Annotated in this window: 12 protein-coding genes; 8 read left to right on the top strand and 4 right to left on the bottom strand. The window is 55.2% G+C overall.

The window, feature by feature from the left end; genetic code table 11:
- Positions 1-68 precede the first annotated feature (68 nt).
- The 4 genes from L2712_RS10200 to L2712_RS10215 are packed head-to-tail and all read right to left on the bottom strand — an operon-like array spanning position 69 to position 16796.
- Positions 69-5873, bottom strand: coding sequence for a hotdog fold thioesterase (locus L2712_RS10200; protein ID WP_248977729.1), 5805 nt, complete (start codon positions 5871-5873; stop codon positions 69-71).
- Positions 5873-8008 (bottom strand): PfaB family protein, encoded by a 2136-nt coding sequence (locus L2712_RS10205; RefSeq protein ID WP_248977730.1) that lies wholly within the window; start codon positions 8006-8008, stop codon positions 5873-5875. The genes L2712_RS10200 and L2712_RS10205 overlap by 1 nt, the downstream gene beginning before the upstream one ends.
- Positions 8005-15942 carry a type I polyketide synthase gene (locus tag L2712_RS10210; RefSeq protein WP_248977731.1) on the bottom strand — a complete coding sequence of 2646 codons (7938 nt, stop codon included), beginning with the start codon at positions 15940-15942 and terminating at the stop codon, positions 8005-8007. Before L2712_RS10210 ends, L2712_RS10205 begins: the two co-directional genes overlap by 4 nt.
- The gene (locus L2712_RS10215) at positions 15942-16796 is read right to left on the bottom strand and encodes a helix-turn-helix domain-containing protein (protein ID WP_033537532.1); all 855 of its coding nucleotides are present in this window, start codon (positions 16794-16796) and stop codon (positions 15942-15944) included. The genes L2712_RS10210 and L2712_RS10215 overlap by 1 nt, the downstream gene beginning before the upstream one ends.
- A gap of 411 nt (positions 16797-17207) precedes the next feature.
- Here L2712_RS10215 and fusA point away from each other — a divergent pair, with 411 nt between their 5' ends.
- From fusA to L2712_RS19130, 8 genes are all read left to right on the top strand, one after another.
- Positions 17208-19256 carry an elongation factor G gene (fusA, locus tag L2712_RS10220; RefSeq protein ID WP_248977732.1) on the top strand — a complete coding sequence of 683 codons (2049 nt, stop codon included), beginning with the start codon at positions 17208-17210 and terminating at the stop codon, positions 19254-19256.
- Positions 19257-19403: 147 nt separating this feature from the next.
- Positions 19404-19742: a cupin domain-containing protein gene (locus L2712_RS10225; protein ID WP_248977733.1), complete on the top strand. Its 339-nt coding sequence runs from the start codon at positions 19404-19406 to the stop codon at positions 19740-19742.
- A gap of 155 nt (positions 19743-19897) precedes the next feature.
- Entirely contained in the window at positions 19898-20698 is an 801-nt protein-coding gene (locus L2712_RS10230) for an outer membrane lipoprotein-sorting protein (protein ID WP_248977734.1), read from the top strand.
- Between the two features lie 30 nt (positions 20699-20728).
- Positions 20729-21958: an ABC transporter permease gene (locus tag L2712_RS10235; protein ID WP_248977735.1), complete on the top strand. Its 1230-nt coding sequence runs from the start codon at positions 20729-20731 to the stop codon at positions 21956-21958.
- Positions 21948-23216, top strand: a complete 1269-nt coding sequence (locus L2712_RS10240) for an ABC transporter permease (protein ID WP_248977736.1) — start codon at positions 21948-21950, stop codon at positions 23214-23216. Before L2712_RS10235 ends, L2712_RS10240 begins: the two co-directional genes overlap by 11 nt.
- Positions 23217-23275: 59 nt before the next feature.
- Positions 23276-23959: an ABC transporter ATP-binding protein gene (locus L2712_RS10245; protein ID WP_033537536.1), complete on the top strand. Its 684-nt coding sequence runs from the start codon at positions 23276-23278 to the stop codon at positions 23957-23959.
- Positions 23950-25170 carry a hypothetical protein gene (locus L2712_RS10250; protein WP_248977737.1) on the top strand — a complete coding sequence of 407 codons (1221 nt, stop codon included), beginning with the start codon at positions 23950-23952 and terminating at the stop codon, positions 25168-25170. Before L2712_RS10245 ends, L2712_RS10250 begins: the two co-directional genes overlap by 10 nt.
- Positions 25171-25258: 88 nt before the next feature.
- Positions 25259-26104: a 4'-phosphopantetheinyl transferase family protein gene (locus tag L2712_RS19130; RefSeq protein WP_283104808.1), complete on the top strand. Its 846-nt coding sequence runs from the start codon at positions 25259-25261 to the stop codon at positions 26102-26104.
- The last annotated feature ends 10 nt before the right edge of the window (positions 26105-26114 follow it).

The following is a 26114-nucleotide window of genomic DNA, read 5'->3' on the forward strand; positions in this document are numbered from 1 at the left end:
CCTAAGCCAGCCGCTTTTATTATGATTATTGGCTGAGCCGGATATCGGTCCGCTCAGTATCCCCTTAATTACTGCGCTTCTTCGATGCAGATTGCGATGTCGGTGATCTCGTAGATCCGCAGGCCATCCTTGCTCAGGCTGGCATTACCTGTGATCACTCTCTTACCGGCTTCCTCTTTAATCGAGGTGATGCTGACATCCATCGACATCTGCTTGTTCAGTGGGTTTATCTGACCACGATACTTCCACTTGATATTGGAGAGGATCTGACCAAATTTCGGGTTGGTAAACCCGGCGCCCAAGTCTTTGCTGATGGCATAAGTCTGCATGGTTTCTATGATAGCTTCAACGCCTAATGAACCAGGCATCACAGGATCCTGATGGAAGTGGAACTGGAAGAACCAATCGCTAGGATCTATGGTGCGCTCGGCGTAGAGATAGCCCTGGCCGTGGGTGCCTCCGTTATCGACAATCTCGACGCTGTCGATAAAGTTCAGCTGACCGCCTGCCAGACGATAGTGGGGCTGACCTGTCGGCGCATTGAAGTGACGACTCTGTTTATCCAGCAGGTTGACCTTGATATCTGGTGCTATCCCCTTGGCCTGATGCCAAGGCTGAGTGACCTTACCATTGTCTAATCCCAGCTGATCTTTAAGCGCCTCGGCCTTGAAATAACCAAACACAGCTGTGCCACGATAGAAGGGTTCACCATCTGTGCTCAGCTCGAAGCTAAAGCTCTGAATGATGTTGGTGCCAGCCATCACGGTTGAGAGCAGGCGCGAGTCGTTGACGATCGTCTTGCCGCGAAGATCCACCTGACGCAGCAGTTCGCCACTACCGTCTAAGTTGCGGAAGAAGAGCTCGAGACCAGGGAAACCGAGTGTGGTGCCCATGTAGCCCGAGATAAAGCCGTTTGGCTGCAGGGCGATCTCCATCATCACAGAGTAGGGCATCAGCGCCTGATGGCTGTTGTTATCGAAATACCAGGCATCCTTGGGGACCTCATATTCGGCAATACAGCTGGCAGGGCGCTTGAAGTCGCCGCGCTGGCCGTTAACCTCTATCACACGCGTGGTGAGCTGCAGATCACCACAAGGAGTGCGCGGCGGGATCATGCCGCGGTAGATGGCAAACTCTGGACCGAAGCATTTTTCGATATCGCCGGTGGCAAACTCGAACAGATGATACGGCGTAAAAGGCACTGTATCTGGTACCCGGTTCGGGTAGTCAGGGATGACAGGCGCCTCCACATGCGTTAGCGGGATCACGCCCTTGTTAGGGGCGGCGTTGAGATCGGGGATCTGAGCCATCAGCGGTGCATTAGTCATCAGCGGAGCATTAGTCATCAGCGGGGCATTGGCTGATGCACCTTGACCGCTTTTGGCCTGTGAAGCGCCTTGCTTCGTCTCGAGAGCTGGGTAGCGGGTGCACTCAGATTCTTCTTTGATCATTACCCCCAGATTCTGGAAGTCCACCACCACCTTGCCATCAAGCAAGATATCGATATTCGCCTTGGCGTATGGGCGTGGGCTAAAGCCTATCTCGGTCACTTCCATACGGTAGGTGAGACGGGCCGATTGCGGCAGCACCTGACCACGGCAACGTACCTTCTGCGAGGCATTTTCCAGTGGCTGGAAACGACCATTTTGGGTTTGGGTGTGCATGCCAAGGTGCAGCATGTAGAACTGCAGTAACTGGCCACAACCTTCGGCCATCAGTGAGCCGGCCATCACCTGGTCACCCTTGAAGTGACAAGGGAAGTACCAGTGGTTAGGCTCGAGCTGCTTATGGCCTTCGACCAGTCCAAGGCCCCAGGCGCCGCCGTTTCGTTCTACCTTACTGACCTCTTCGATCATCAAGAACTTCTCGGAGGCGAAGCAGAGTGAGGGTTGCGCCGGGCCTGCGTGGGATGGACCGAAACAGCCTTGAATATCGGCCGACAAGAGTTTATGGATCGCAGCATAATCAAATTGGCTGCGCGGACAGTCCAGGAGTGGATTAAAGGTCTGCTTAGCGGCGCGGCTGCGAGCCAGCAGCTCCTCTTCGGTGCGGATCACCCCTTTGCCGTCAGCCAGCTCGGCGTCGGTGAAGAAGCCAGCGCAGCCGCCATCCATCTTGAGGATCATGGTATCGCCAACGAAACATTCGTAGGAGAAGAAGAACAGCAGGGTATCGCCATTTCGGGCGAAGTTGTTGATCTTAATTTCATACCTTAGGGTATCGCCGCCACGGGGTAGGTCCCCTAAGAAGGTGAGGGTACAGTCAAGCAGGCGATAGACTCGCTCGCCCTTGTTCTCGAAGTCTATGCCCAGGTAGCTAATTAGCATGAGGTCACACTGACCCGATTCCACCGCGACCGCCCAAGGGATCTGACCATCGACCAGGTAGGGGGCATCCACTGGAATGTCGTATTCCGTGGTCATGGTGCTGGGCTTATATTCGCCCAGTTTGGCATCAAGCTCTGTGACCCGTGATACTAGCAGATAATCTGTGGTGGGCAGGCGCACACGGCGTGAATAACTGTCGATGACGTCATACTCTGGGCCGAATACTTTGGCAATATCGCCCTCGGCGTATTCCACCAGATCATGGTAGTCCCAGATGCAGGGCTTATGGGCTGGAACTGGCGCGCGGTAGGGCGAGACCAGATCATGCCTTGGCCTGAGTGGCATCTGGGTGACGCTTGAGGCCGCAGTTGACGCCGATGGGCTATCTATGGCTTGGGCCAGTTGCTGCTTAAGCAGCAGATCGGCCACTTTCAGGCCTGATTCACGGCTCTTGAGGAAAGCGAGATGGGCCTGACGGGCCTTTTGTTGATTGTCATGAAAGGCGCTGAGATCAGGGTTGCTGATCGGTGAGCCTGGTGGCTGAGCTGAATGCTGGGTCATAGTGGGTAAGTTACCTGTTGCATCGCCTGTCATCGACGGCGTGGCAAACTGTGATTCTTGAGTCGTGTTCGAATTAACCTGGCCTAAATAGCTTATAAGCTTGGCCACTTTTTTCGGTTTAGTCTGAACTTGTCCATTGGCCGCGGCCAACTTATCTTGCAGCGCTGACAGTTGCGTCAGCGGCTGGGTCAGTATGTGGTCTATGATGCCGCGTCCACCCAGGGTGACCCGCTTGATCAGGCTACGCCCCTCATGGGTGGTGAGATCCTGGTCTAGCCTTTGGGTCAGCGCGCTGCGTTGGGTATGGGTTTGAGTAAGGTGCACCAATGCGCTCTGATCTTCGCTGAAGTTGGCGACCAGGGCATTGTCCGCGTTTTCTTGTGTCATGCGCAGCAGTGTGGCGATAAGGCTGGTCATGCCGGCGGCGGCAAAGCTGTGGCCCAGTTGTTGGTCGCTCTGCACCAGACGAGCCTGCGCCGTAGGCAGCTCTGCCATCAGTTGTTGGGGCTGATGCTGGCTGCAAGGCGCCACACTCATTTCGACCAGTGAGATCTGATCGGCATCTGTGCCATTGAGAGTCAATAGCTCATCGCACAGGCGCGCTAATTGATGCTGAGGACCAAAGTTGAGGCTCTCCATCTTGCCATAGGCGCTAGCGCCACGCTGGCTTTGGTGAGATGAGGTTTCCAGCACCAGGGCGCCGGCGCCTTCCGCCAGTCGCCAGCCGTTTGGATTGCTCTGACTGGCCACAGGAGCGATAGCATTTTTCAGCATCACCTGCTCCAGGCTGCCACAGAGATCGACCGCGGCGATCACCACGGCATCAAGCTGCTCCTGCACCATGATATTTTCCGCCACATCCAGGGCGCGGCCCACAGATTGCTCGCCAGCGGAGATGGTGAAGGCCGGACCGCTGAAGTCCCACAGGGAGGCGATACGCGAGGCCATGATGTTGCCGATAAAGCTGGTGTATTGGTTTAGCTTGGCGGCGTCGAGCACGCTGTCCATGGCTAAGGCCTCAAGCTCGCGATACTGGCTGTCACTCAGGCTGGCGCCCATGGCATCCAGACTCTGTTTGAGCTGAGTGTGCAGGTTTACCCGGCCGCGGAACTGGTGCAGTTCCAGCTCTGTCTCCATGGCGACCAAGACGGCCACTTTTTGCCCTGGCTGTAACGCTGCGTCGCGTATCGCTTCGTCGGCGACTTTCATCAGCATCAGCTGTTGGCCGATAAGGCGGTCGTCTTCATTGGGGGGCAGTTTAAAGCGTAGAAAATCCAGCTCGAAGCTATCAACATAGGCGCCTTGGGGTGCCGAGTCGAGGCCAAATTGTGCTAGCAGTTCTGGGTGCTGATCTAACCCTTTCCAGCGCGCTGGCGGCAGGGGCACAAAGGCCTCTTGCTCTTGGCGAATACAGGTGTCGAGTGCGTTAATGCTGCCAAGAGGGCCAAGATGCGCCGCAATACCACTGATCACAAATTGCGGTGTCGAGCCGTTGTGACAAGGCGCAGTTAACTGCGGCGATGTCGCTGTGGTTGAAGGCTCGCACTCTGTGGGCGTATAGGATTCTAATAACAGATGAGCATTACAGCCGCCGAAGCCAAATACCGACACCCCGGCTAATCGCGCCGCGTTAGCGGCCTTAACTGGCCAAGGCGTCACCTGACTGGGCAGGGTATGAGCGCCAAATAGGCCATTTGGCGATTCAATGGCCTCACTGAGGTTGATCCCCGGCGGTAACACGCCCTGGCGCATGGCGAAGATCATCTTCATGATCCCTGGCATGCCTGCGGCGGTAAGTAAATGCCCTAAGTTGGACTTGGCCGAGCCTATCATGGGCGCGCTTGCACCTTCGAGCCTAGGGGCAAAAAATTGCTCCATAGAGGCCAGCTCTACCTTGTCTCCCAGTGGGGTGCCCGTGGCATGGCATTCGATCACTTCGATATGTTTAGGATCGACGCCGCCGTCGCGATAGGCACGCTCGAAGGCCTTGACCTGCCCCTTACTGTTGGGGCTGAGCACAAACTGTCCCTTGCCGTCATTAGACAGGCCGATGCCGCTGACGATGGCGTAGATCTTATCATTATCACGCTCGGCGTCTTCGAGGCGTTTGAGTGCCAGTACCCCAGCGCCTTCTCCGGCAAACAGCCCCTTGGTATTACGATCGAAGGGGGCCGAGAAGCCATGCTCTGGGTAGGCGTGGAAGATGGAGAAGCCCATGTTGATAAAGAAAGGGTCGGCGCCGGAGACGGCGCCCGCCAACATAAGATCGGCCTTGCCTGTGTTGAGATAGTCGCAGGCCAGTTTCAGCGAATAGACTGAGCTGGCGCAGGCGGCATCCAGGCTAAGCTGAACGCGCCCAAGGCCAAGGGCATCGGCCACTAGCTTAGAGGTGTTGTGGGCAATAGCACCATTGGCAACGTCTAAGGTGGTGGTAGCGGGACTATGGGCGTTGTAGTCGCTCAGCCTGAAGTCTGGACAGGCCAGCTTCTGCTTAAGGGCTTTTTCTACCGCCTTATGGTAGAGGGGCAGAAACAGCTCATTCGATTTTGCCGTAGGGAAAGAGAGGGTGCCCATGATGATGCCGCAGCGTGATAGCTGAGGAGAGTCCAGGGCAATGCCCGCATCGAGCAGGGCATTGCGACTGGTGTCCAGCGCCCACAGCAGACTATCGTCCATCCCCTTAAGTTGTTCGGGCGCCAGCTTATAGCCATAGGGATTAAAGTGAAAATCTTCAATATACCCGCCCTTATCACAGTAGAAGCGATCGGCCTCGCCCTGCTCGCCACGATAGTCGGCTAAGTGGGCGCCGAGCTTGTCATCGCTGAGTTGGGTGCGAGAGTCGCGTTTGTCGAGCAGGTTTTGCCAAAACTGCTTAGGGGTCTTGGCGTCCGGGTAGAGGTTTGCCAGACCCACGATGGCAATCTTGCCATGACCTCGGGTCTTGCTTGGCGCTTGTTTGGCAGAAGGCGCTTCATTTGAAGGCATTAGACTTCCTCTTGAAATAGGGTATTGGCGAGCGGTGGCTCACCTTGAGCGCTGCGCTGTTGCAGCTTAGCCAGTTCACGCTTGAGTCCCAGTTGCAGCACAGTGAGGCTGACGGGAACTCTGTGGCTGATCAGTGTGCCCAAGGCTTTGAGCAGGGTGATCACCTCGTTTGCGCCGCGGGCATTGACCGGCACGCTGACGTGGGGTGTCTCGCTGGCTTTTAGAATTTTATCTATCAGGGTGCAGTTTTGTCTGTCGGCACCGACCTCGACAAATAGCGCAGCCCCCTGATGGGTTGCGCTCTGGATGAGCGACTCAAAATCGAGGCGATGGCAGAAGGTCTTGGCTATCGAGGTCGCGATAGCTTCGGCACTCAGGGCCTGAGTCTCGTTGACGGCGCCATCTTGGCCATCGATGAGGCTGGCGGCGCTGATAAATTTGACCGGATGCTCGGCGGCTTCGGCCATGAGAGCTTGATGATAGAAGGCCTGCACCTGCGACTGCAGGCTTAAGGCCGGTGGCGTATGCATGGCGGTCACTCGATTGGCGGCTATGCCACGCTTACCCAGTTCTTGTAACAGGGCCTGGCAACTGGCCTGACAGCCAGCGATCACGCAGGTATCCCCCTGAGTGATGGCAAGATAGGCTCTGGGGTAACGCTGCAGCAAAGGCTGAATATCATCGCCTTGGCATCGCACCAGAAAACTGTTCCATTCGAGAGGGTCGTTCTCTGACAGTTGCCAGTGACGACGAACCGCCTTGAGCGGACCTGAGATCTCCTCGGTAAACAGGGGATCGCTCAGGGTCTTATCGATCAAGCTATGGGGATCTTGCCACACATCCAGGCTGGCCCACATGGCGGCTTCACCCATGGAGTAACCCAGGGCAAAGTGAGGCTGCACTGCAAATTCATCCACCAAGAGCTTGGTCAGCAGGTAGCTGGCGCCCACACCGGCAATAGCCATCTTGCTTAGAGGCATCTGCTGAGTGCCGGCCTTATCATCTTGATAGATCATATCGGCCTGCAGCATCGCCTTGAGATCTCCTTGCTGCTGCAAGCGGCTAAACAGGGCCGGAAAGTAGCTGTGCAGCTCATGCAGCATATCTGGGTAGATGGTGCCAACGCCGGGATAAACGAAGGCCAGCTTGGCCTGACCCAGCGGCGCGGCGCTGAAATAGCTACCCGATGGCGTACGGTATTCCCCTTTCTCCTTACAGACCTTGGCCAGCGCCTGGCTCATGGCGGTGATCTCCTGCCCAAGCGCCTCGATACTTATGGCCTGTAAACAGATCACAAAACGTGTCGGGCCGCTGGTGACAAAGGCATCGAGATTTTGCTGCATCAGCTCAATGATCGCCATCTCCCGCACTAAGGGCTGGGTCTGTGATAAGGCGAGCTTATCCAAGGCCGCCGCCAGGGCCCATAGACCTTGGTTGAGCGCGGCTTCACTGCTACCGGGTAGCAGAAAGAACAGCTGGCTGGCCGATAGTAGCGAACGCGCCTTGAGCCGGCCTGTGCCTTGTGTCAGCACCATGGCCAGATGAGTTTGCGCTTTCCCTTGCTGAGGCTGGGTATTCTCCAGGGCAAGCGTCGCCACTCGCCCTTGATAGGGCTCGGTAAACCAATAGTGACGCCGGGTATCTGAACGTCTAATGGTTCGCTGTGCAATATCAGCGATCAGGCGACACAAGGCGTCGAAGCCCTTGTTCATGTCATTGATATGCACTCTGCATTGAACACTATCCGGTTGGCGTTTGGCCTGTGCCAGCGCGCCTTGCAGTGCACTGCTCTGGTTTTGACCATATTGCAGCGCCGCCAGATGGGCATGAGGGTGCAGCTTGTGCTGCGCCGCCTTGAGCGCTGGCATCAGCAGCAATGTTTGCTGGGCGCCTTGCAGGCAAACCAGATCGCCTGTGGCGACCCTGCTCACTGCCTGCTCTAGCGTCTGAGCCAGCTTATTCTCAGTAAGGTCTGTCTCAGTTTGGTCTACTTGCAGCTCGCGAACTGGCTGATTGGCTAAGGTATCGGGCAAGGCTGCATCTTTTGGCAACAGCAAGAGGGCGACCCGCAGTGGGGTCGCGCCTTCGCTGTTAGCGTTAGCATTGCTTACCTTTTGGCCAAACTCCTGGGTCACTGCGTCGCCTCCTCGTTGGCCGTTTCATCGCGCGCGCCGTGTGGCACGAAAGCGGCATTGAGGGTTGAGCTTATGGTGATCCTGGCCCCTTTCATCAGGGCGCTCAGGCGGCCATCTTGATGGTAAAGCGCCACATCGGCCGTCAGGCTTCTGCGATTGCTCTTGACCACGTTCAGCTCGATATAGCCGGTTTCGCCGCCGTGCATCGGCTGCACACTGATGAACTCGTCGATGGCCGATGGCAAACTGGCCGCCCCATAGCTGAGCCTTGCCCAGACCAACATTGCTTGGAGCAAGAGATCTTCGGCAAAAGGCTGACAGCCTGCGCTGCTTAGGCTAGGTATAAACTCGCCGCAGTCGGCTTCGCGCACCTGGGGCAGGCTAACAGAGGCGATAAGCCCCTGCTCATCGAACCTCAATACCTTATCCAATCCCTGCAGTCTTGGCCCATGAAACAGGGTGCCGTCACTGTAGAGCGTGCTGGCATCGGTCACCGCCTCGTCATTGTGCTGCCCCTCGAAGGCCTTGATTGGCGCCGAGCTGTCCTCGCTATCCATCAAGCAAAGGTTCGCCTGGTACTGCGGCCGTCCCTCGCTGCTTATTGAGGCCTGAATGGCCGTCAGGCTATCGCCCTTATATTCAGGGGTTAGCGTAAGCACTAAGGTTTGCGGCGCTTCGGTGTCGAAAATAATGCCTTTGAGCAGCTTATAGCTGCGCACCTTTACCGGGGCGCCAATGTGCGCCCGAGCGGCTTCACGCATCCATTGGATAGCACAAACCGTCGGTAATACCGGGTTACCGCCGATCACATGGTCTGAGACAAAGGCCATGGTCGCGGGCGTTAACTGGCGCGTTAAGGTGGCAGGCGGCAGCGGATGCTGTGCGACGTGCACCTCATCCGCATCAGGCTTTTTTACTGAGCTTGCCTCATCGGCTTTAGCTGTGTTGCCTTGCATATCACTGCCTACCAGCAGCTGCGCGCCACTTGGGCTTAGCAACTTGGTGGCAAACAGCTCGGCACCCGCCTGCAGTGGGATCACATAGACGCCGCGATCGACAAACATCTTCTTCAGCGCAGGATTGACCATGCCGCCATCCCAAGGGCCCCAGTTAAAGCTCATCACCTTGGTCTGCTCGTTTAACTGAGTCAGTTGCAGTGCCGCCTTGTTGAGGATCTCGTTCGCCATGGCGTAGTCACTCTGGCCTGTGTTGCCATAGAAACCCGCCGCCGAAGAGAAGAGGGCAACCAGTTTAAGCTGGGTCATATCCAGTACAGAGAGCAGAGCTTGTAAGCCTCTGACCTTAGTGCCATAAACACGCGCTAGCTCGTCGAGCTGCTTGTCTTGAATATGCTTATCGGCCAATACACCGGCGCCGTGGATAAGGCCTGTGATAGGGCTTATCTGGGTGATGATCCCCAGCGCATGGGTGATAGACTCGCTGTTGGTCACATCCATGGCGAGATATTCGGCCGATGCACCTACCGCCTCGAAGGCTTTGAGGGCGGCGTCAATCTCAAGGCTGCTCTTGATCGGCCAGATTAAGGCATCTATCTGCTTAGGCGTTGGCTTGTCACCGCTAGCCATAATATGGGCGATAGCAGCCTGCTTGAGTTGATCGACAGACTTACCTTGTGCCCAGCTTGGTCTTTCTGCCGCCGAGAGATGTTGGCTGCGACCTGCGAGAATAAAGTGCGACTGACAACGCTTGGCCAGCGCTAAGGCGCATTCAAAGGTCACCCCTTTTGCACCCCCGGTCACCAGTATTTTATCTGTACTGTCTAGGTTGGCGGCTTGGGTGTGTATCGCTGCCTGTCCTGGCTGTAAAGCGTGGCGGGACAATTGTCCGTCGGTATCGACACTGATCCCTACCTCGCTAAGCTGGGTCTGTGCATCGAATAACTCAGCCACTATGGCATCGCCCAGCAGAGCGGCGCTCATCGTTGGGGCGAGATCCAGCGCGCGGCAGAACACCTCAGGCCACTCGTGGCTTAGTGTCTTAGTCAGGCCCGACAGTGCTGCCTGATTGAGCTCACTCTTGGCCAGCAGTTCAGGTGATAGGTAGCCGAAACCGCCATCGATACGGCTGACGCTGAAGAAACAGCGGCGTCCAGTTTGTTGACTCAGTTGACCATGCAGGTGCTTAGCCCACAGGAAGGCTGAGCTGAGATGGTTAAACCCTGTCTCGGTTAGCGAAAGCGCTGGCGTGGCCTCACTGTCAGCCATGGGCTGCAGGTGAACAAAGCCTGTGATAGCGCCATGCTCGGCTAGGATCTCAGCCATGGTCTCCTGAATGTCGGCTTCGCTTAACCCTTTTGGCTGCACGCTAGACACGGCGCTGCTTAGCGGTGACTGTGGCATCCCCTGAGGAAGTCGCACCACCACGACATTGAGCCCTTTGTTGCTGAGTTTCTCGGCCAGTACCCCGGCATTGTGACCATCATCTTGGATCACCAGGGTAGCATTGGCGGCGAAACCCTCGGCATCAGGCTTCGCCGCTTCAAGCTTTTTTAGCGCCACCTCGCTGTGAGGCGGTAACTCGACTAAAGGTTCGGCGGAGATGGCTTGCACCTGGTTAATCGTGGCGCTCTCCTCTTGCTTGCCTGTCGTTTCTGCCATAGCGCCCGCGGCGGCTTGTTGAACATGAGAGCCAGCGGCGGCTTGTTGATCATGAGCGCCTGCGGCGGGCAGCTTGCTATTCATGTAGGCGACTATTTCACCCAGGGTGCGGCACTCGGCCAGATCTTCTGGGTTGAGATCCGGTAGTCCCGGTAGCTCATCCTGAACTGTGCCTAAGATCTCGACCCGTTTAATTGAGTCGATACCTAGGTCGGCTTCCATATCCATCTCAAGGGCCAGCATTTCAGTTGGGTAACCTGTCTTGTCGGCCACCACGCTCAGCATGGTCTGCTGCACCTGTGATGATGACAAGCCAGCTTGAGTTTGTGCTGTCGGCTGTTGGTTGGTCATAGCGCCTGCGGCGGCTTGCTGAATAGGTGCGCCCGCGGCAGCTTGTTGACCATGAGCGCCTGCAGCTGGCAGCTTGCTGTTCATATAGCTAACAATTTCACCTAGGGTGCGACACTCGGCCAGATCTTCTGGGTTGAGATCCGGTAGTCCCGGCAGTTCGTCTTGAACCGTGCCTAAGATCTCGACTCGCTTGATAGAGTCGATGCCTAGGTCGGCTTCCATATCCATCTCAAGGGCCAGCATCTCAGTTGGGTAACCTGTCTTATCGGCCACCACGCTCAGCATGGTCTGCTGCACCTGTGTTGATGACAAGCCAGCGCCTACTTGAGTTTGTGCTGTCGGTTGTTGGCTGGTCATAGCGCCTGCGGCGGCTTGTTGACCATGAGCACCTGCAGCTGGCAGCTTGCTGTTCATATAGCTAACAATTTCACCCAGGGTACGGCACTCGGCCAGATCTTCCGGGCTGAGGTCTGGCAGTCCTGGCAGTTCGTCTTGAACCGTGCCTAAGATCTCCACCCGCTTGATAGAATCGATGCCAAGGTCGGCTTCCATATCCATCTCAAGGGCCAGCATCTCAGTTGGGTAACCTGTCTTATCGGCCACCACGTTCAGCATGGTCTGCTGCACCTGTGAAGATGAAAGTCCGTTGACTTCTGCGGTGCTTGTTTGAGCATGTACTGCTGGCTGCGCGCTAATCGTAGCGCCTGCGGCTTGTTGACTATGAGCATCTGCGGCTGGCAGTTTGCTGTTCATATAGCTAACAATTTCACCTAGGGTACGGCACTCGGCCAGATCTTCTGGGCTGAGTTCAGGCAGTCCTGGCAGCTCATCTTGTACTGTGCCTAAGATCTCCACCCGCTTGATAGAATCGATGCCAAGGTCGGCTTCCATATCCATCTCAAGGGCCAACATCTCGGTTGGGTAACCAGTCTTATCGGCCACCACGTTCAGCATGGTCTGCTGCACCTGTGAAGATGAAAGGCCGTTGACTGCTGCGGTGCTTGTTTGAGCATGTACTGCTGGCTGCACGCTAATCGTAGCGCCTGCGGCTTGTTGAACAGGAGCGCCTGCGGCGGACAGTTTACTGTTCATATAGTCGACGATTTCACCCAGGGTGCGGCACTCGGCCAGATCTTCTGGGCTGAGTTCGGGTAGGTTTGGCAGCTCATCTTGTACTGTGCCTAAGATCTCCACCCGCTTGATAGAATCGATGCCAAGGTCGGCTTCCATGTCCATCTCAAGGGCCAGCATCTCGGTTGGGTAACCGGTTTTATCGGCTACAACGTTTAGCATGGTCTGCTGCACCTGTTCACTGCCCAGCTTAACACTTGGTGCAGTGCTCACTGGCTCAATGGCAGGTGATTGCGCAGGTGCCATTGGTTGAGGGGCGATAAGCTGCACAGTTTGCTGCACTTTAGCAGGTGTAGCCACTGGCGGATAAACCGTCGCTTGTACCTGAGGTACTGGCGTAACTGCTGGCGCGGCCGGCGGCACAGTGGCTTTTACTGGGTTTGGCGCCGGAGTCGATGCTGGCGTGAATGCAACCTGGCTAGGCGTGCTCGCCTGCTCAGCAACAGCTCCTTGGCTGAGCAGGCTTAAGGCGCTTTGATGGCTTTGGGCTTGCAGCTCAAGGAACTGGGTATGGCTCTGTAGCGTCTGGGCCTGGTGTTGGTGGAACTGCTCCATTGAACGTTGCAGACTCTCAGGGATCGCCACACCGGCGGCAGCCATTTGAGCTTGCGCCGTCATCAGCTGAGTGAAGGTGTCACCATATTGCTGAGGAATGGCGAGGAACTGCTGATGCAGCTGGGCGGTTTGTTGCTGCGCTGCGAAGAATTGGCTCAGGGCATCGCCATTGCCTGCTTGTAGCTGACTGCTTGCTTGGGTGTGGCTCTCGACGGCTGTTTGAGCCGGAGAGACCTGCTGTGCTGGGACTGATTTTTCCACTATCTTCTCTACTTCTACAATTTTTTCCACTTCGACCAGTTTTTCCACTTCCACGATCTTCTCTTCGATCAGGGTATTGGAAGAAATAGTGCCTGCATGGAGTGACTTTTCCATCTTGGCTTTGGTCGCCGGACTAATATAGTTGGTCGCGTTGAGGGTGATGTTCATTGGCGATGCTGGCTCAATCGGCGCCGGCTCGGCGCAATAGGGATCCAGTTGCTCGAGCGCTATGCCGTTGACGGCCAGCTGAATCGCCGCCTGGCGAAGTTGCAGGTCGCTGTCGCCCTTAGGGTTAGGGTTTAGGCTGATGGTACTGATGGAGTCAAGCTGCTCGCTCAAGGTACCCTCGACCAATTTTTGCAGAATATTCTTAGGGCCAAATTCGACAAATATCCGCGCGCCATCGTCATACATCGCCTTTAACTGCTCGCTAAAGCGCACCGATTGCAGCATGTGCTGCTTAAACTCACTCTTGATGGTCTTGGCGACATTGGCGTAGCGACCACCGCTGGCATTGGCATACACAGGACGATGCGGCTTAGTAAACTTCACCTTATCGATCGCCTTGGCAAAAGGTGCCTGTGCATGGCCCACGAGTGGGGTGTGGAAAGCGCCGGAAACTGGCAGGGCAATCGCCTTAAAGCCGAGTTCGCTCAGGGCGCTGGCAGCTTGCGCCGTGGCCTGGGTTGGACCTGCGATGACCAGCTGAGTCGGTGCGTTGTAGTTGGCGACCTTAACCCCCTCAAAGTCAGTAAGGGTTGATTCCAGTCGAGTCAGATCTTCGGCGGTTTTGGTGATGATGGCATACATGGCACCGCGATCGGCACCCTCGGCACTTTGGCTGGCCATGGCATCGCCACGGGCAAATGTCAGCTGGTAGTAGTCTTCCAGGCTGATCACGCCGCCAGCGCACAGGGCGCTAAGTTCACCAAAGCTATGACCGGCGACCATATCGGCTTCAAAGCCCGCGGCGCTCAGCAGAGCATATTGCCCCATGGAGATGGCACCGATGGCGCTCTGGGCATTAGCGGTATTGGTCAGTAGTGCCTCTTGTGCCTTGCGCTCTTCAGTCGTGAAGACTGGCACCGGGTACACCAGTTGCGACAACGGCGTCTTATCCTGGCTGGCAAACACCTTGTCGGCCATTACAAATTGCTCGCGCATCTCAGGGAAGTGGCAGGTAAGCTCAAGCCCCATATTGAGGTATTGGGCGCCTTGACCGGCAAACAGGGCTGCAACCTTGGCTTCTGTTGGCGCGGCGCTGCGGTAATATACGCCACCGGGTAGTGACCATTGTGCCTGGTCATCGCCTTGTAATTTGGCCTCGGCCTGACTCAGTAGTTTATTGAGTTCATCTTTGTTTCGTGCAACCAGACCCAGTCGCGGCGCATCGGCCGTCAGGGCGCGCAGAGGGTGTTGCTTGGCCAGGATTTCCAGAGACTCACTTGCGTTTGCCGTTAACAACTGGCGCAGGTTTTTGAGCAGGTCAGCCTTATCGGCGCCGCTGATCAGCAAGCTTTGTGGCACGGCGCGCTGGCGGAATTGGGTCAGCTTGCCCTGATCTCGGCTATGTTCGCGCTGGTACTCTTCGAGCACAAAGTGGAAGTTGGTGCCACCAAAACCGAAAGAGCTGATCCCGGCGCGGCGTGGCGTGCCATCGGGACGCGACAGCCAAGGGCGGGTCTCGGTATTGAGGTAAAAGGGCGACTGCTCAATATTTAGCTTAGGGTTAGGCAGATTCACATTGATAGTGGGCGGTAACACCTTGTGGTGTAGCGCCAGCGCCGCCTTGATAAGGCCAGCGGTACCCGCGGTGGACTTAGTGTGACCTATCTGAGATTTCACCGAGCCCAGGGCAATATGTTGTTTGCTGTCGCAGCCTTCGCTAAACACAGAGGTCAGGCCGTTAAATTCGGCCACATCGCCAGCGGCGGTACCAGTACCGTGAGCCTCGACAAGGCCGAGAGTGTGCGGCGCAAATCCCGCATCATCATAGGCGCGTTTCAGTGCCTTGGCCTGGCCTTCTGGGCGCGGTGCATAGATAGATTTAAACTTGCCGTCCGATGAGGCGCCAACGCCTTTGATCACCGCATAGATGCGATCGCCATCGCGCTCGGCATCTTCCAGACGCTTAAGCGCCACCATGCCAATCCCTTCGCCTATCATCATCCCTTTTGAATCGACATCAAATGGTTGTATCGTTTCGTTGGTGGTAAAGGCTGGGGTCTTGGAGAAACTCATGTACATAGAGGGTGAGTTATCTGTGCAGACGCCGCCGGTGATCATCATCTCAGAGCGGCCTTCTACGAGTTCGCTGAGCGCCATACGCATGGCGGCCAGAGAGCCGGCGCAGGCAGCGTCGACTACGCAGTTCATGCCGCCTAAGTCGAAGCGGTTAGCGATACGTCCGGCGATCACATTACCCAGAGAGCCGGGGAAAGAGTTTTCTTCCCAGTGGATATATTGATCCTGGAACTTCTTGATCAGCATCTCGCTGTCGGCGTCGCTGATGCCGCTGTGTTTAAACACCTTTTTGAGCACAGGATATTGCAATCTGGCATTGAGGCTGTGGCTGATCTTCTGACCACCGCCCACCCCTAAGGTGATACCTATCTTGTTTCTGTCATAGTCGCCAGGCAGATTAGCATCGGCGAGTACCTCTTTGGCCACAATGAGGGACAACAGTTGCGAGGTGTCGGTGAGCTCCAAAATGTTGGGCGGCAGACCAAACTCCATAGGGTTGAAGTTAACCTCAGGCATGAAACCACCACGCTTACAGTAGCTCTTATCGGGCGTGGATTTGTCGGCATCATAGTAATCTTCTGCCTGCCAGTGGGTGTCTGGCACCTCGGTAATGGCATCTATCTTGTCGCAGATAATATCCCAAAACTTGTTGAGATAGCGCGAGTTGGCAAAGATGCTGGCCATGCCAACAATGGCAACGGGCATATCTTTTAGACGCTTATTGAGTCGCTTGTCTTCGCTGTGCGTCGAGCTTGTTGTATCGGTTTGGCTCATTATGAGTCTCCGTTAACCACCTGAAGCTCAGGTGTTTGAATGTCAGCGCCGGGTGTTAGCTGTGCCATGGTGGCACCGGGGAAGCGCTGTAAAAATGTGTGGTAGTTGCGCACCAATAACTTACGCAGATGAAAGGGGCCAAAGCGCAGTACATGTTTAATGTAACGCTTGGTCGCCTGGGTATTACCGTCTTGATAGATATCTAAGTAGATCCAGTCACTATCGGGATCTATGCCCAGCAATACAGAATTTGGTTGTGCGTCTGTGAGCTGAGGCGGTAGCGTGAGAGAGGCCACCTGCAACACGCTGTCGCCATCTGCTTGGGGCAGGGCTAAGGTGCGAGCCAGTGTCTCTGGATTTAAGGTATAGGTGACTATGTCGCTGCCCTGAGCGATAGGTAGCTGGTTAAAATAGTGCTCGGGCACCTGAGGGGGTTCGATACTGCCGATGCGCGATACGCCATAACGTTTGAGGCAACGGGCGAGTCCAGAGCGTGACACATTGGGATTGATAAACTCCTGGGTCACCTTCAGCAGTCTGTCCAGGGGCATCTTAAGCTGATAGCGCAGGCCGACCACCACATATTCCTGCATAGGGGTCAGCGTGGTATTGAGGTGATGGGGCGTATTGGGTGTGTCGTTGATCGAGTCACGCCTGCGCCATTTACGCACCGTTGCCTCGCTGATATTGAGCACTTTTGCCAGCTGACTCACAGGTAGATCTGAGTCCTGAATAAAGCGTCTCATCTCGGGCGTGGTGGTGGCGTTCTTGTGCCGGTACTCACTGGCGCTCAGTTTACCCCCGCTAGAATGGGTCTCGGCGGGCGGCGTCTTGTGATTGGGCTTTTCGCGCATAGATATTATCGGTTTCCATCAATAATCTATTGGGACAAATCATAAATCGGCCTATGTTACCGAGGACGAATTCCCCTAGGTATTTTCGCCTCTGGCCGTTTGTTCTATCGCTAATAGAGCAGCAGACTACAGTAGCTTGCTGACCAATACAATCACCTGGGACTTAAAAGTCATCAAAGCTACTATTTTGGCTTACACATGTTCACTATTTGTGACGAAAGTTGGCAAAATTCTTCCTGTGAGTTAAAGCGTGATCTCGATCAAAAGTCCTTGCTGTTTACAGGCCTATACTGGTTGTTAATAGACCGATTACAACTCTCTGTTTTTGTTTGCAGCTAACACGATTTTTAGTGGCAGGTAAGGAGGTCGTGGTGCTGTTACCTATTGGAATAACAGATCAAGGAGGCCAATATGGCTGAGTTTACCACCGAGCAGATTCGGAATCTGGCGGTGCTCGGACACACAGGGGCGGGCAAGTCCACTTTGTTAGAGGCACTGCTGTTTCAGGGAAATGCGATCACTCAAAAAGGCAGGGTGGACAAGGGCACAAATCATGCTGATTTCACTGCCCAGGAAAAAGACCACCGACATAGCCTAGAACCTTCCTTCCTCAATCTCGATTTCGACAATCATCACATCAATTTTATCGACACCCCGGGTCTGCCCGATTTCTTCGGCCGAGCGCTCTTACCCCTCAGCGGTGTGGAGTCTGTGCTCTTGGTGGTTAATGCCGTAACCGGTATAGAAACCATCACTCAACGTGCGTTCGAGGCCGCCAGAGCCCAGGGCAAGGTGGTGATGATCGCCATCAACCATATCGACGGCAATGGCGCCAATCTGCCTGGGCTGCTCGATGAGATTCAAACCAAGTTTGGCCATCGCTGCTTGCCGGTCAACCTGCCCAATGTGGCGCTGGATGATGTGATTGACTGTTATCTGCACCCGCAGCCCGAGTTGCAGGGCCAGGCGCTGTTTCACGATGTGGCCAGTGCCCGTGATGAGCTGGTGGATACTGTGCTGGAGGAAGATGATGAGCTGATGGCACTGTATCTGGAGCAGGGGGAAAACCTGACACCCGAGCAGTTACATGAGCCGCTGGAAACCGCTCTGCGGATGGGACACCTTGTGCCAGTTTGCTTTACCAGTGCCGAAGAGCAGGTGGGGATTGGCGCGCTGCTGGAGCTGATTATTAAACTCAGTCCTAATCCGCTAGAGGCCAACCCTCCGCAGTTTATCAAGGGACAGGGTGAGTCGGCATTGCCTGTGGATGTGACGCAATCGAGTGATGATCATGCCCTGGCGCATGTGTTTCGGGTGGCGATCGATCCCTTCTTTGGTCGTATGGGGGTCTTTCGGGTTTACCAGGGCACCATCTCTCTGGGGATGAAGTTGTTTATTGGTGATGGTCGTAAACCGATCAAGGTAAGTAACCTGTTTAAATTGCAGGGAGATAAGCAGATCAGCGTGACCTCAGCCGTGCCGGGTGATATCTGCGCCATCTCTAAGGTGGATGAGCTGACGGTGGGCGCCGTGCTTCACGACAGTCATGATGAAGATGAGTTTCATCTGCCTGAGCTGGTATTGCCCCAGCCGATCTTTGGTTTAGCGGTATCGGCCAAGCGCCGCGGCGATGAGCAGAAGATTGCCGAAGTGCTTAATAAGCTGGTGGTGGAAGACCCGAGTTTGCATATCGCCAAGAATGAGGCCGAAGGGCAAACCATATTACAAGGCCAAGGGGATCTGCATCTGCAAATCGCCCTTGAGAAAGCCCATGACCTGTTTAATGTCGACATGGAAACCGATGTGCCAGCCGTGGCCTATCGTGAAACCATCACCCGCAGCGCGACGGCGCGTTACCGTCATAAGAAGCAGTCTGGCGGCGCGGGCCAGTTTGGCGAGGTGGAATTAACCGTTGAACCTTTACCAAGAGGAACAGGGTTTGAATTTGTCAGCAAGGTGGTGGGCGGTTCGGTGCCCAGCCAATATATCCCAGCGGTCGAGAAGGGGGTCAAGGAGGCGATGAGTGGTGGCGCCTTGGCGGGTTTCCCGATGCAGGATGTACGAGTGTCTCTGCTCGATGGTAAACACCATAGTGTCGATTCGAAGGAGATCGCCTTTGTGATGGCAGGCAAGAAAGCCTTCCTGGAAGCAGTGCAGGCGGCCAATCCTGTGATATTAGAGCCCATTGTTGAGATGCAGGTACAGGTCGCCCAGGAGCATGTGGGCGATATTACCGGCGATATCAGCGCTAACCGCGGCATCATCTGTGGCACTCAGGCTCAGGGCAATGGCAAGGTGGAAGTTGAGGTTGAGGCCCCGCTGGCGACCGTCGACGACTACTCGACCCGACTTAAATCCCTCACCGGTGGTGATGGGCAGTTTGCCATGACCTTCAGTCGTTACGATGTGGTACCGGATCATGTGCAGAAGTCACTGATCTCTGAGGCCAGAAGCCATTAGCGGCTCTTTAAAACAAAGAGCCATTAGCCAATAAGGCATAGCCGTAAGGTCGAAGAGGAGGAGCTTGGCTCCTCCTTTTTTATTGCGCTTGCCTGAGCGGCCGATTAGGGTGCTTACTCACGGTAGTCGATGACGAGGAAATGGACGATGGTGATAAGCAAAGCGAGCGCCGAGCATTATCAGTGGGGTGAAGAGTGTGATGGTTGGCATCTGGTGAAGCGCCCGGCGCTTAGTGTGATTCAGGAGCAGGTGCCGGTGGGGCGAGGTGAACAGCGCCACTATCACAGCGTGGCCGAGCAGTTTTTCTTTATTCTGTCTGGCTACGCGCTACTGGAGGTGGAGGGCGTTGAATATCGACTCTCGGCCCATCAAGGGCTGCATGTCGCGCCGGGTCAAGCTCATTGCCTGCGTAATGGTGGTGAGCAGGTACTGGAATTTCTGGTGACATCGACGCCGCCAAGTCATGGTGACAGGGTAAATGTCTAAATAAAGGCCTAAGTAAAGACCTAAGTAGAGGCCTAGAAATGAAACGGCTCACACTTTCGACGGTTTCCTTTTAGGACAAGTAGTTATAGTCTATTTTTAATAAGCCAGCCTGGCACTTAGGCTATGATGGTTGGCAGTCATCGGGAGGTTTTATCATGGAAGGAGTAAGACCTTGGCGCTTTGGGTTATTGGGCCTTTTGCTTGGGCTCATGCTGTGCCTGGCACCAACAATAGATGCTCTAGCCAGGGATGAAAGTGTCACTGCCGAGCAGGCCCGTGAGATAGTGCGCCGCGCCGATGAACAGATGCGTGGTAATTCCAGTTACGTGGTGGCGACCATGAATATCGTGCGGCCGAACTGGACGCGCTCGATGAGTATGAAGAGCTGGACCAAGGGGCAAGATCTCTCCTTGGTACTGGTGACGGCGCCAGCTAAAGATAAGGGTAGTATGTCGCTCAAACGCTACCGTGAGATGTGGAACTGGGTTCCCGCCATCGAGCGCATCATCAAGATAGCCCCCTCTATGTTGAGCCAGTCGTGGATGGGCTCTGATTTTACCAATGACGATCTGATCAATCAGTCATCGATTGTGGTCGACTATCGTCATCAGCTAGTGAAGCGCGAGGCGATTGAGGGCGACGACTGCTTCGTTATCGACGCCTTTGCCAAGCCCGATGCGCCAGTAGTGTGGAGCCGCATCCGTTTATGGATCTCGACGTCTCATTATCTACAGCGCCGGGTTGAGTTTTTCGATGAGTTTGACGACTTGGTCAATATCCTGACAGCCTCTGATATTCAATCTATGGGCGGACGTATGTTGGCGGCCAAGATGGTGATGATCCCCGCCGATAAGCCGGGGCAGCGCACCGAGCTTATCACCCATGAGGCGGCCTTTGATTTTGAGATTGGGGATGACTTTTTCTCGAAGCAGCAGATGAAGGCGCTGCGAGACTAGCGTTACCCCAGCAACAGGAGACGGCTAAGCATGTTAATCAAGCTGGCATGGCGTAATCTCTGGCGGCAGAAGCGGCGTACCTTGCTGACCGCCTTTGCCCTGTCGCTGGCGCTGTTTTTATCGCTCTTTACGCGCAGTATGCAAGAGGGAAGTTATGAGCATAATATCGATAACAGCGCCCGCTTCTCCACTGGCTTGATCCAGCTGCAATCTCCCGAATTTGCCATCACAGAGAGCATCGAAGACTTGCTGCCCGGTGATGATGCGTTTATCGCGCCGGCAAAAGCCTTACCTCACATCACTTTTGCCCTGCCCAGAATCGAATCTTTTTTGTTAGCATCGAGTGACGAGCGCTCTAAAGGGGTAATGGTGTATGGCGTGCGCCCCGAAGCTGAAAATGCTTATTCAGGCATAGTGGATAAGTTGGTGGCAGGTGAGTACTTAACCCCGAAAGCGCCACAGGTGTTGTTGGGGCAGGGGTTAGCCGAATACCTGAAGCTTGGTGTGGGTGATGAGCTGGTGCTCTATGGTCAGGGCTACCATGGCCAGACGGCGGCGGGTGTCTACCTTATCGTCGGCATACTGCGTTTTCCCTTGGCCCAGCTGGACAATCAGCTGGTGTATATGCCGCTCAGTGCGGCGCAAGAACTGTTCTCGACCGGCGAACAGGTGACGCAATGGGTATTGCATAGCGATAGGTTGGATCAGGTCGACCAGCTGACGCAGCAGCTGTCGCACCACTATGGTAGCGCGGTGAAGGTGCGCGACTGGCAGTCGTTGGCGCCTGAGATGGCGCAGCAGATCGCCTTAGACAGGGCCGGCGGCCTGTTTATGATCTGTCTGCTATACCTAATCGTCGGCTTTGCCCTGTTTGCGACCTTGCTGATGATGACCTTGGAGCGCCGACGTGAATTTGGTGTCATGTTAGCCACCGGCATGGGGCGGTTAACCTTACTGCGTTTGTTGGTGATTGAGTCGGGCATGATCGCCTTGCTGGGTATGGCTATGGGCCTGCTGGTCAGCCTGGTAGTGATCGGCTACTTCTATTTTCATCCTATTTCTCTGACAGGTGAAACCGCCAAGATGATGCTGGAGATGGGCTGGGAGCCGGTGATCCCCATGAAGGTGTCCCTTAACTTGGTTGGTACACAAGTCTTGATTGTTTTGGCGCTGATGACGCTCTGTCTGCTCTATCCACTGTGGCGGACCCAGCGTCTCGTGGTAGTCGCGGCGCTTAAGGGAGGTGACGATGCCCAATAGAGCACAAACTCGTCTGCAGCCGCCCATGTTGCTCCTGCTGGCCTGGCGCAATTTATGGCGCAATCGCCTGCGTACCAGCATCATGTTGTGCGCCATGGTGGTAGGCTTGGTGGGCGTGGTGGTCATGATAGGCTTTCTGACGGGCATGTACGCCAACATGATCAATAATGCCATCGCCTGGCAGACCAGCCACCTGCAGTTGCACCATAAAGAGTATCTCATCGATCCTGACATCACTTCCCGAGTGACGGCTCCTGCCCCCGTGTTGGCTAAACTGGCTCAGCTTCCTGAGGTGACAGGCGTTTCGCCGCGATTCTTGGTGCAGGGGATGCTGGCCTCGCCTCGAGCGAGCCGCGGCATTCGCATCAATGGCGTGGACCCTGTCGCCGAGGCTCAAGTGACGCCCATCGCTGGCAACATTATTGAGGGCGACTGGCTCAACGCCACGGGACGCCACCCCATAGTGATCTCAGAGAAAACCGCTAAGCGGCTCAAGTTAAGACTCGGCGCCAAGGTGGTGCTTACCTTTAGCAATGCCGATAAGGCAGTGAGCGGAGCGGCCTTTCGGGTGGTAGGGCTGTATCGCTCGCCCTCTAGCAGCTTTGATGACGGCAACGCCTATGTGCGCCGGGAGGAGTTGTCGCAGATAGCGGGTTTGGATGGCGTACATGAAATCGCTATTCGCCTTAATGATGCCAATACCTTATCTAACAGCGCCGCTAAGGCGGTGGCGAAACGGCTGGCAAGTGCGGTGGCCCATGAGGATGTAGTGCGCGACTGGCAGCAGATCCAGCCCATGTTAGCGACCATCATCGCTCAGATGGGCACCAGCAACGGTATCATTTTGTTGATCTTCATCTCTGCCTTGGGGTTAGGGATAACCAATATCATGTTGATGGCGGTGTTTGAACGAACCCGGGAGTTTGGCGTCTTGATGGCGATAGGTATGGTTAAGGGCAAGCTGTTTCGGCTGATTTTATTGGAGTCTTTACTGCTGGGGCTTAGTGGCGCGCTATTGGGGCTGGCGCTGAGTATAGTGGTGATAAGGATACTGGCCCATACCGGCATCGCCCTTGGCAACATGGCCGAAGGCCTGGGCGCCTTTGGGGTGTCGACGACCCTTTATCCTCAGGTGTCGCCCAGCCAGTACCTGGCGACCCTGCTGATGGTGGTGATCGTCAGTCTGCTAGCGGCCCTCTATCCGGCCCGGCAGATCATAAAGCAGCGACCTGTGGATGCCATGTCGCAAAAGCACTAACACTATGACTACTGACGTTGAATATTGATGATGAATAGTTCTTGGAGTCGAATGAGATAATGACAATAGCAACCAAAGGATTAACCAAGGTCTATAACCCGGAGAGCGATTTTCCAGTCACCGCGGTTAAGCCGCTGGATCTGACCATAGCTCAGGGGGAGTTTGTTGCCATCATGGGGCCGTCTGGTTCGGGAAAAACGACACTGCTGAACATGATAGGTGGCATCGACAGTCCCAGCAGCGGCGCTGTGTTGATTGACGGTGAGAACATCGCTAAGTTGGGTGAGCAGGCATTAATCGCCTTTCGCCGCGATCACGTAGGCTTCATCTTTCAGGACTATAGCCTGTTGCCTGTGTTAACGGCTCTGGAAAATGTGGAATTTGTCATGCAGCTGCAAGGGCGCAGCGAAGCCGAATGTCGCGAGCGGGCTACAGAGCTGCTCACTCAGGTAGGGCTTGAGAGTCAGATGCATAAGATACCGGCCAAACTCTCTGGCGGGCAGCAGCAGCGGGTGGCGGTCGCGCGGGCCTTAGCGTCTCGTCCCAGATTTGTAATGGCCGATGAGCCCACCGCCAATTTAGATGCCAAGAGCACCGCCGAATTACTGGATATCATGCAGCGATTAAACGAGCAGGAGGACACGACCTTTATCTTCTCAACCCATGATCCCAGGGTGATTGCCAGGGCGAAACGGGTCATTGTCTTTGAAGATGGTCAGTTGGTGGAGGACAGATGTCAGTGACGCGCAGCGCCCCGGCGCTGTTTGGCCTCTTGACCTTAGGGCTGGCCTTGCCATCGCTGGCATCGCCTATCCCTGGTGTCGCCCCTCAGGACGCCTGGCAACTTGATGGTTATGTAAGTTACTTAGGCTCTGTCATCGACCCAGATAATGGTGACGCGCTGTGGGATAACCTGATACATCAGCGGCTTAATCTGGAATATCGTTGGGATGCAGGTGTTAGGATGAATCTGGGGCTGCGTAATCGCCTGACGGCGGGTGACTCGGCCCGATTGCCTGGTTATGGCGAGCTCTTGGGCTGGGATCCCGGCTACTGGGATCTGTCACTCAACTGGCTCGACAGGGATGGTTGGGTTGGTAATAGCCAGTTAGATCGCGTCTATCTTAGCTGGCAAGTCAATGCCGATTGGCAGCTAAGTGCAGGCAGGTTCAGAGTCAATTGGGCCATGAGCACCCTGTGGAACCCAAACGATATCTTTAACGCCTATTCGATTTACGATGTCGATTATGCCGAGCGCCGCGGAGTCGATGGCCTTAGGGTCAATCGCCGTTTGGGCGTTGCCAGTCACCTCGAGCTGGTTTATAGCCAGTCAGGGGAGCAGAACCATTACTACGCCGGTCGCTATCTCGGTCATTACTCGGGATGGGATTGGCAGATTATTGCTGGCAAGGCCGCCGAGGATATCGTCTTGGGCTTTGGGTTTGCTGGCGATATTGCCGGGGCAGGGTTTCGCGGCGAATATAGTCATTTCGAGCCTCAAGAAGAGTTATCGGTTCAGTCAGGCCCTGATGTTGCGCCTTTGGGGAGCGTCACGCACTTCTCGAGTTCGGTGGCGACGTTAGAGCTGGATTACAGCTTTGCGTCTGAGGCCAACTGGCGCGTGCTTGGCGCCGCGCTCTATATCTCATCGCCTCTATCCATAGACAATGCCCTGCTGTATCTGAATCTGCCGTTAACTGCGCGCACGTTGAGTTTTACGCCGTGGACCTTTTACCTGGAGACAGGTTTGGATCTGTCGCCGCTGAGCCGCCTTAATGGCACAGTAAGCTATTATGATGACGGCTCCTATTTCTACGGCGTCACCTACCAGTATTCCCTGGCCGATGATTGGCAGTTAAGTGTGATAGGTCAGCGTTTCGATGGTTCGCCCGCCAGCCTCTTTGGTCAATCGGCGTCTACTTTGGGTTGTCTGCAGCTCAAATGGAGTTTTTAGGGGAAGTCCTGTTTTTAGTGAAAGTGGTGTTCCACTTGTCCGAATGATACCCTTGAGTCGACGCTATTTTTGATGGATACCCCAGTTTTTGAACACCTCTCTCGCTTCTTCGCTGCCCGTTAACCTATACCTATGTGAGTTGTCACAGCCTATTGGCGAGGACACGAAGCAGGCGCTGCGCCAGTGGTTACCCCAAGATGAGCGCAATAAAGTGGATCGTTATCTGCAGCCTAAGGCTCGAGAGAAAGCGCTGCTGGTGAGGTGTTACCTGCGTGCGCTGCTCTCTGAGGTAGATGCGCGCCAGCAAGCCGATGCCAGCCTGGCAATTAAACCTGATGCATGGCGTTTCGATTATCTGGAGAAGGGTAAGCCTGTGTTAGCCAGTGATTGCGCCGAACGTTCGGGGCTGATATTTAACCTCAGCCATAGTGGCGACTATTTGCTGCTGGCTATCACTCAAGGAACTGATGCGTTGGCGTTGGGAGTGGATATCGAGCGAAAGCGGCAAAACACAAACATCCATGCCATTCTCAATCATTATTTTACCCCCCAAGAAACCCAGGCTTTGTTGGCTTTGCCCGAGCATCAGCAGCGGGATCGTTTTTTTGATCTCTGGGCGCTTAAGGAGTCGTATATCAAGGCGAAAGGGATGGGGTTGGCCTTATCCCTAAAATCTTTTTATTTTGAACTCGCTAGCATGCAATCTCAGACCTTAAGCTTTGTTGGGAGAGAGCCGCAAACGGCCGGTATAGCGCAGTCGGTAAGCCTGTTTTTGCAGGGGGATGAGGGGCGGGGTATTCCAGCAGGTCAATGGCAGAGCTGGCTCGGGCAACTTGAGCGGGAATATCGTTTTGCGCTTAGCATTAAGACGGAGCGTGAAATTACCTGGCATTGCCACAGCGTGGGTATCCAACAACTGCTGTTATCTTGTTAAGTTAAAAAAG

Origin of the sequence: Shewanella marisflavi, assembly GCF_023283925.1 — a bacterium.
Taxonomy (GTDB): Bacteria; Pseudomonadota; Gammaproteobacteria; order Enterobacterales; family Shewanellaceae; genus Shewanella; species Shewanella marisflavi.

Coding starts and splice junctions, on each gene's coding strand:
- L2712_RS10215 (WP_033537532.1), bottom strand. CDS start 16,796: ATGCGCGAAAAGCCCAATCACAAGACGCCGCCCGCCGAGACCCATTCT.
- L2712_RS10225 (WP_248977733.1), top strand. CDS start 19,404: ATGGTGATAAGCAAAGCGAGCGCCGAGCATTATCAGTGGGGTGAAGAG.
- L2712_RS10245 (WP_033537536.1), top strand. CDS start 23,276: ATGACAATAGCAACCAAAGGATTAACCAAGGTCTATAACCCGGAGAGC.
- L2712_RS10230 (WP_248977734.1), top strand. CDS start 19,898: ATGGAAGGAGTAAGACCTTGGCGCTTTGGGTTATTGGGCCTTTTGCTT.
- L2712_RS10235 (WP_248977735.1), top strand. CDS start 20,729: ATGTTAATCAAGCTGGCATGGCGTAATCTCTGGCGGCAGAAGCGGCGT.
- L2712_RS10200 (WP_248977729.1), bottom strand. CDS start 5,873: ATGCCTTCAAATGAAGCGCCTTCTGCCAAACAAGCGCCAAGCAAGACC.
- L2712_RS10240 (WP_248977736.1), top strand. CDS start 21,948: ATGCCCAATAGAGCACAAACTCGTCTGCAGCCGCCCATGTTGCTCCTG.
- fusA (WP_248977732.1), top strand. CDS start 17,208: ATGGCTGAGTTTACCACCGAGCAGATTCGGAATCTGGCGGTGCTCGGA.
- L2712_RS10250 (WP_248977737.1), top strand. CDS start 23,950: ATGTCAGTGACGCGCAGCGCCCCGGCGCTGTTTGGCCTCTTGACCTTA.
- L2712_RS10210 (WP_248977731.1), bottom strand. CDS start 15,942: ATGAGCCAAACCGATACAACAAGCTCGACGCACAGCGAAGACAAGCGA.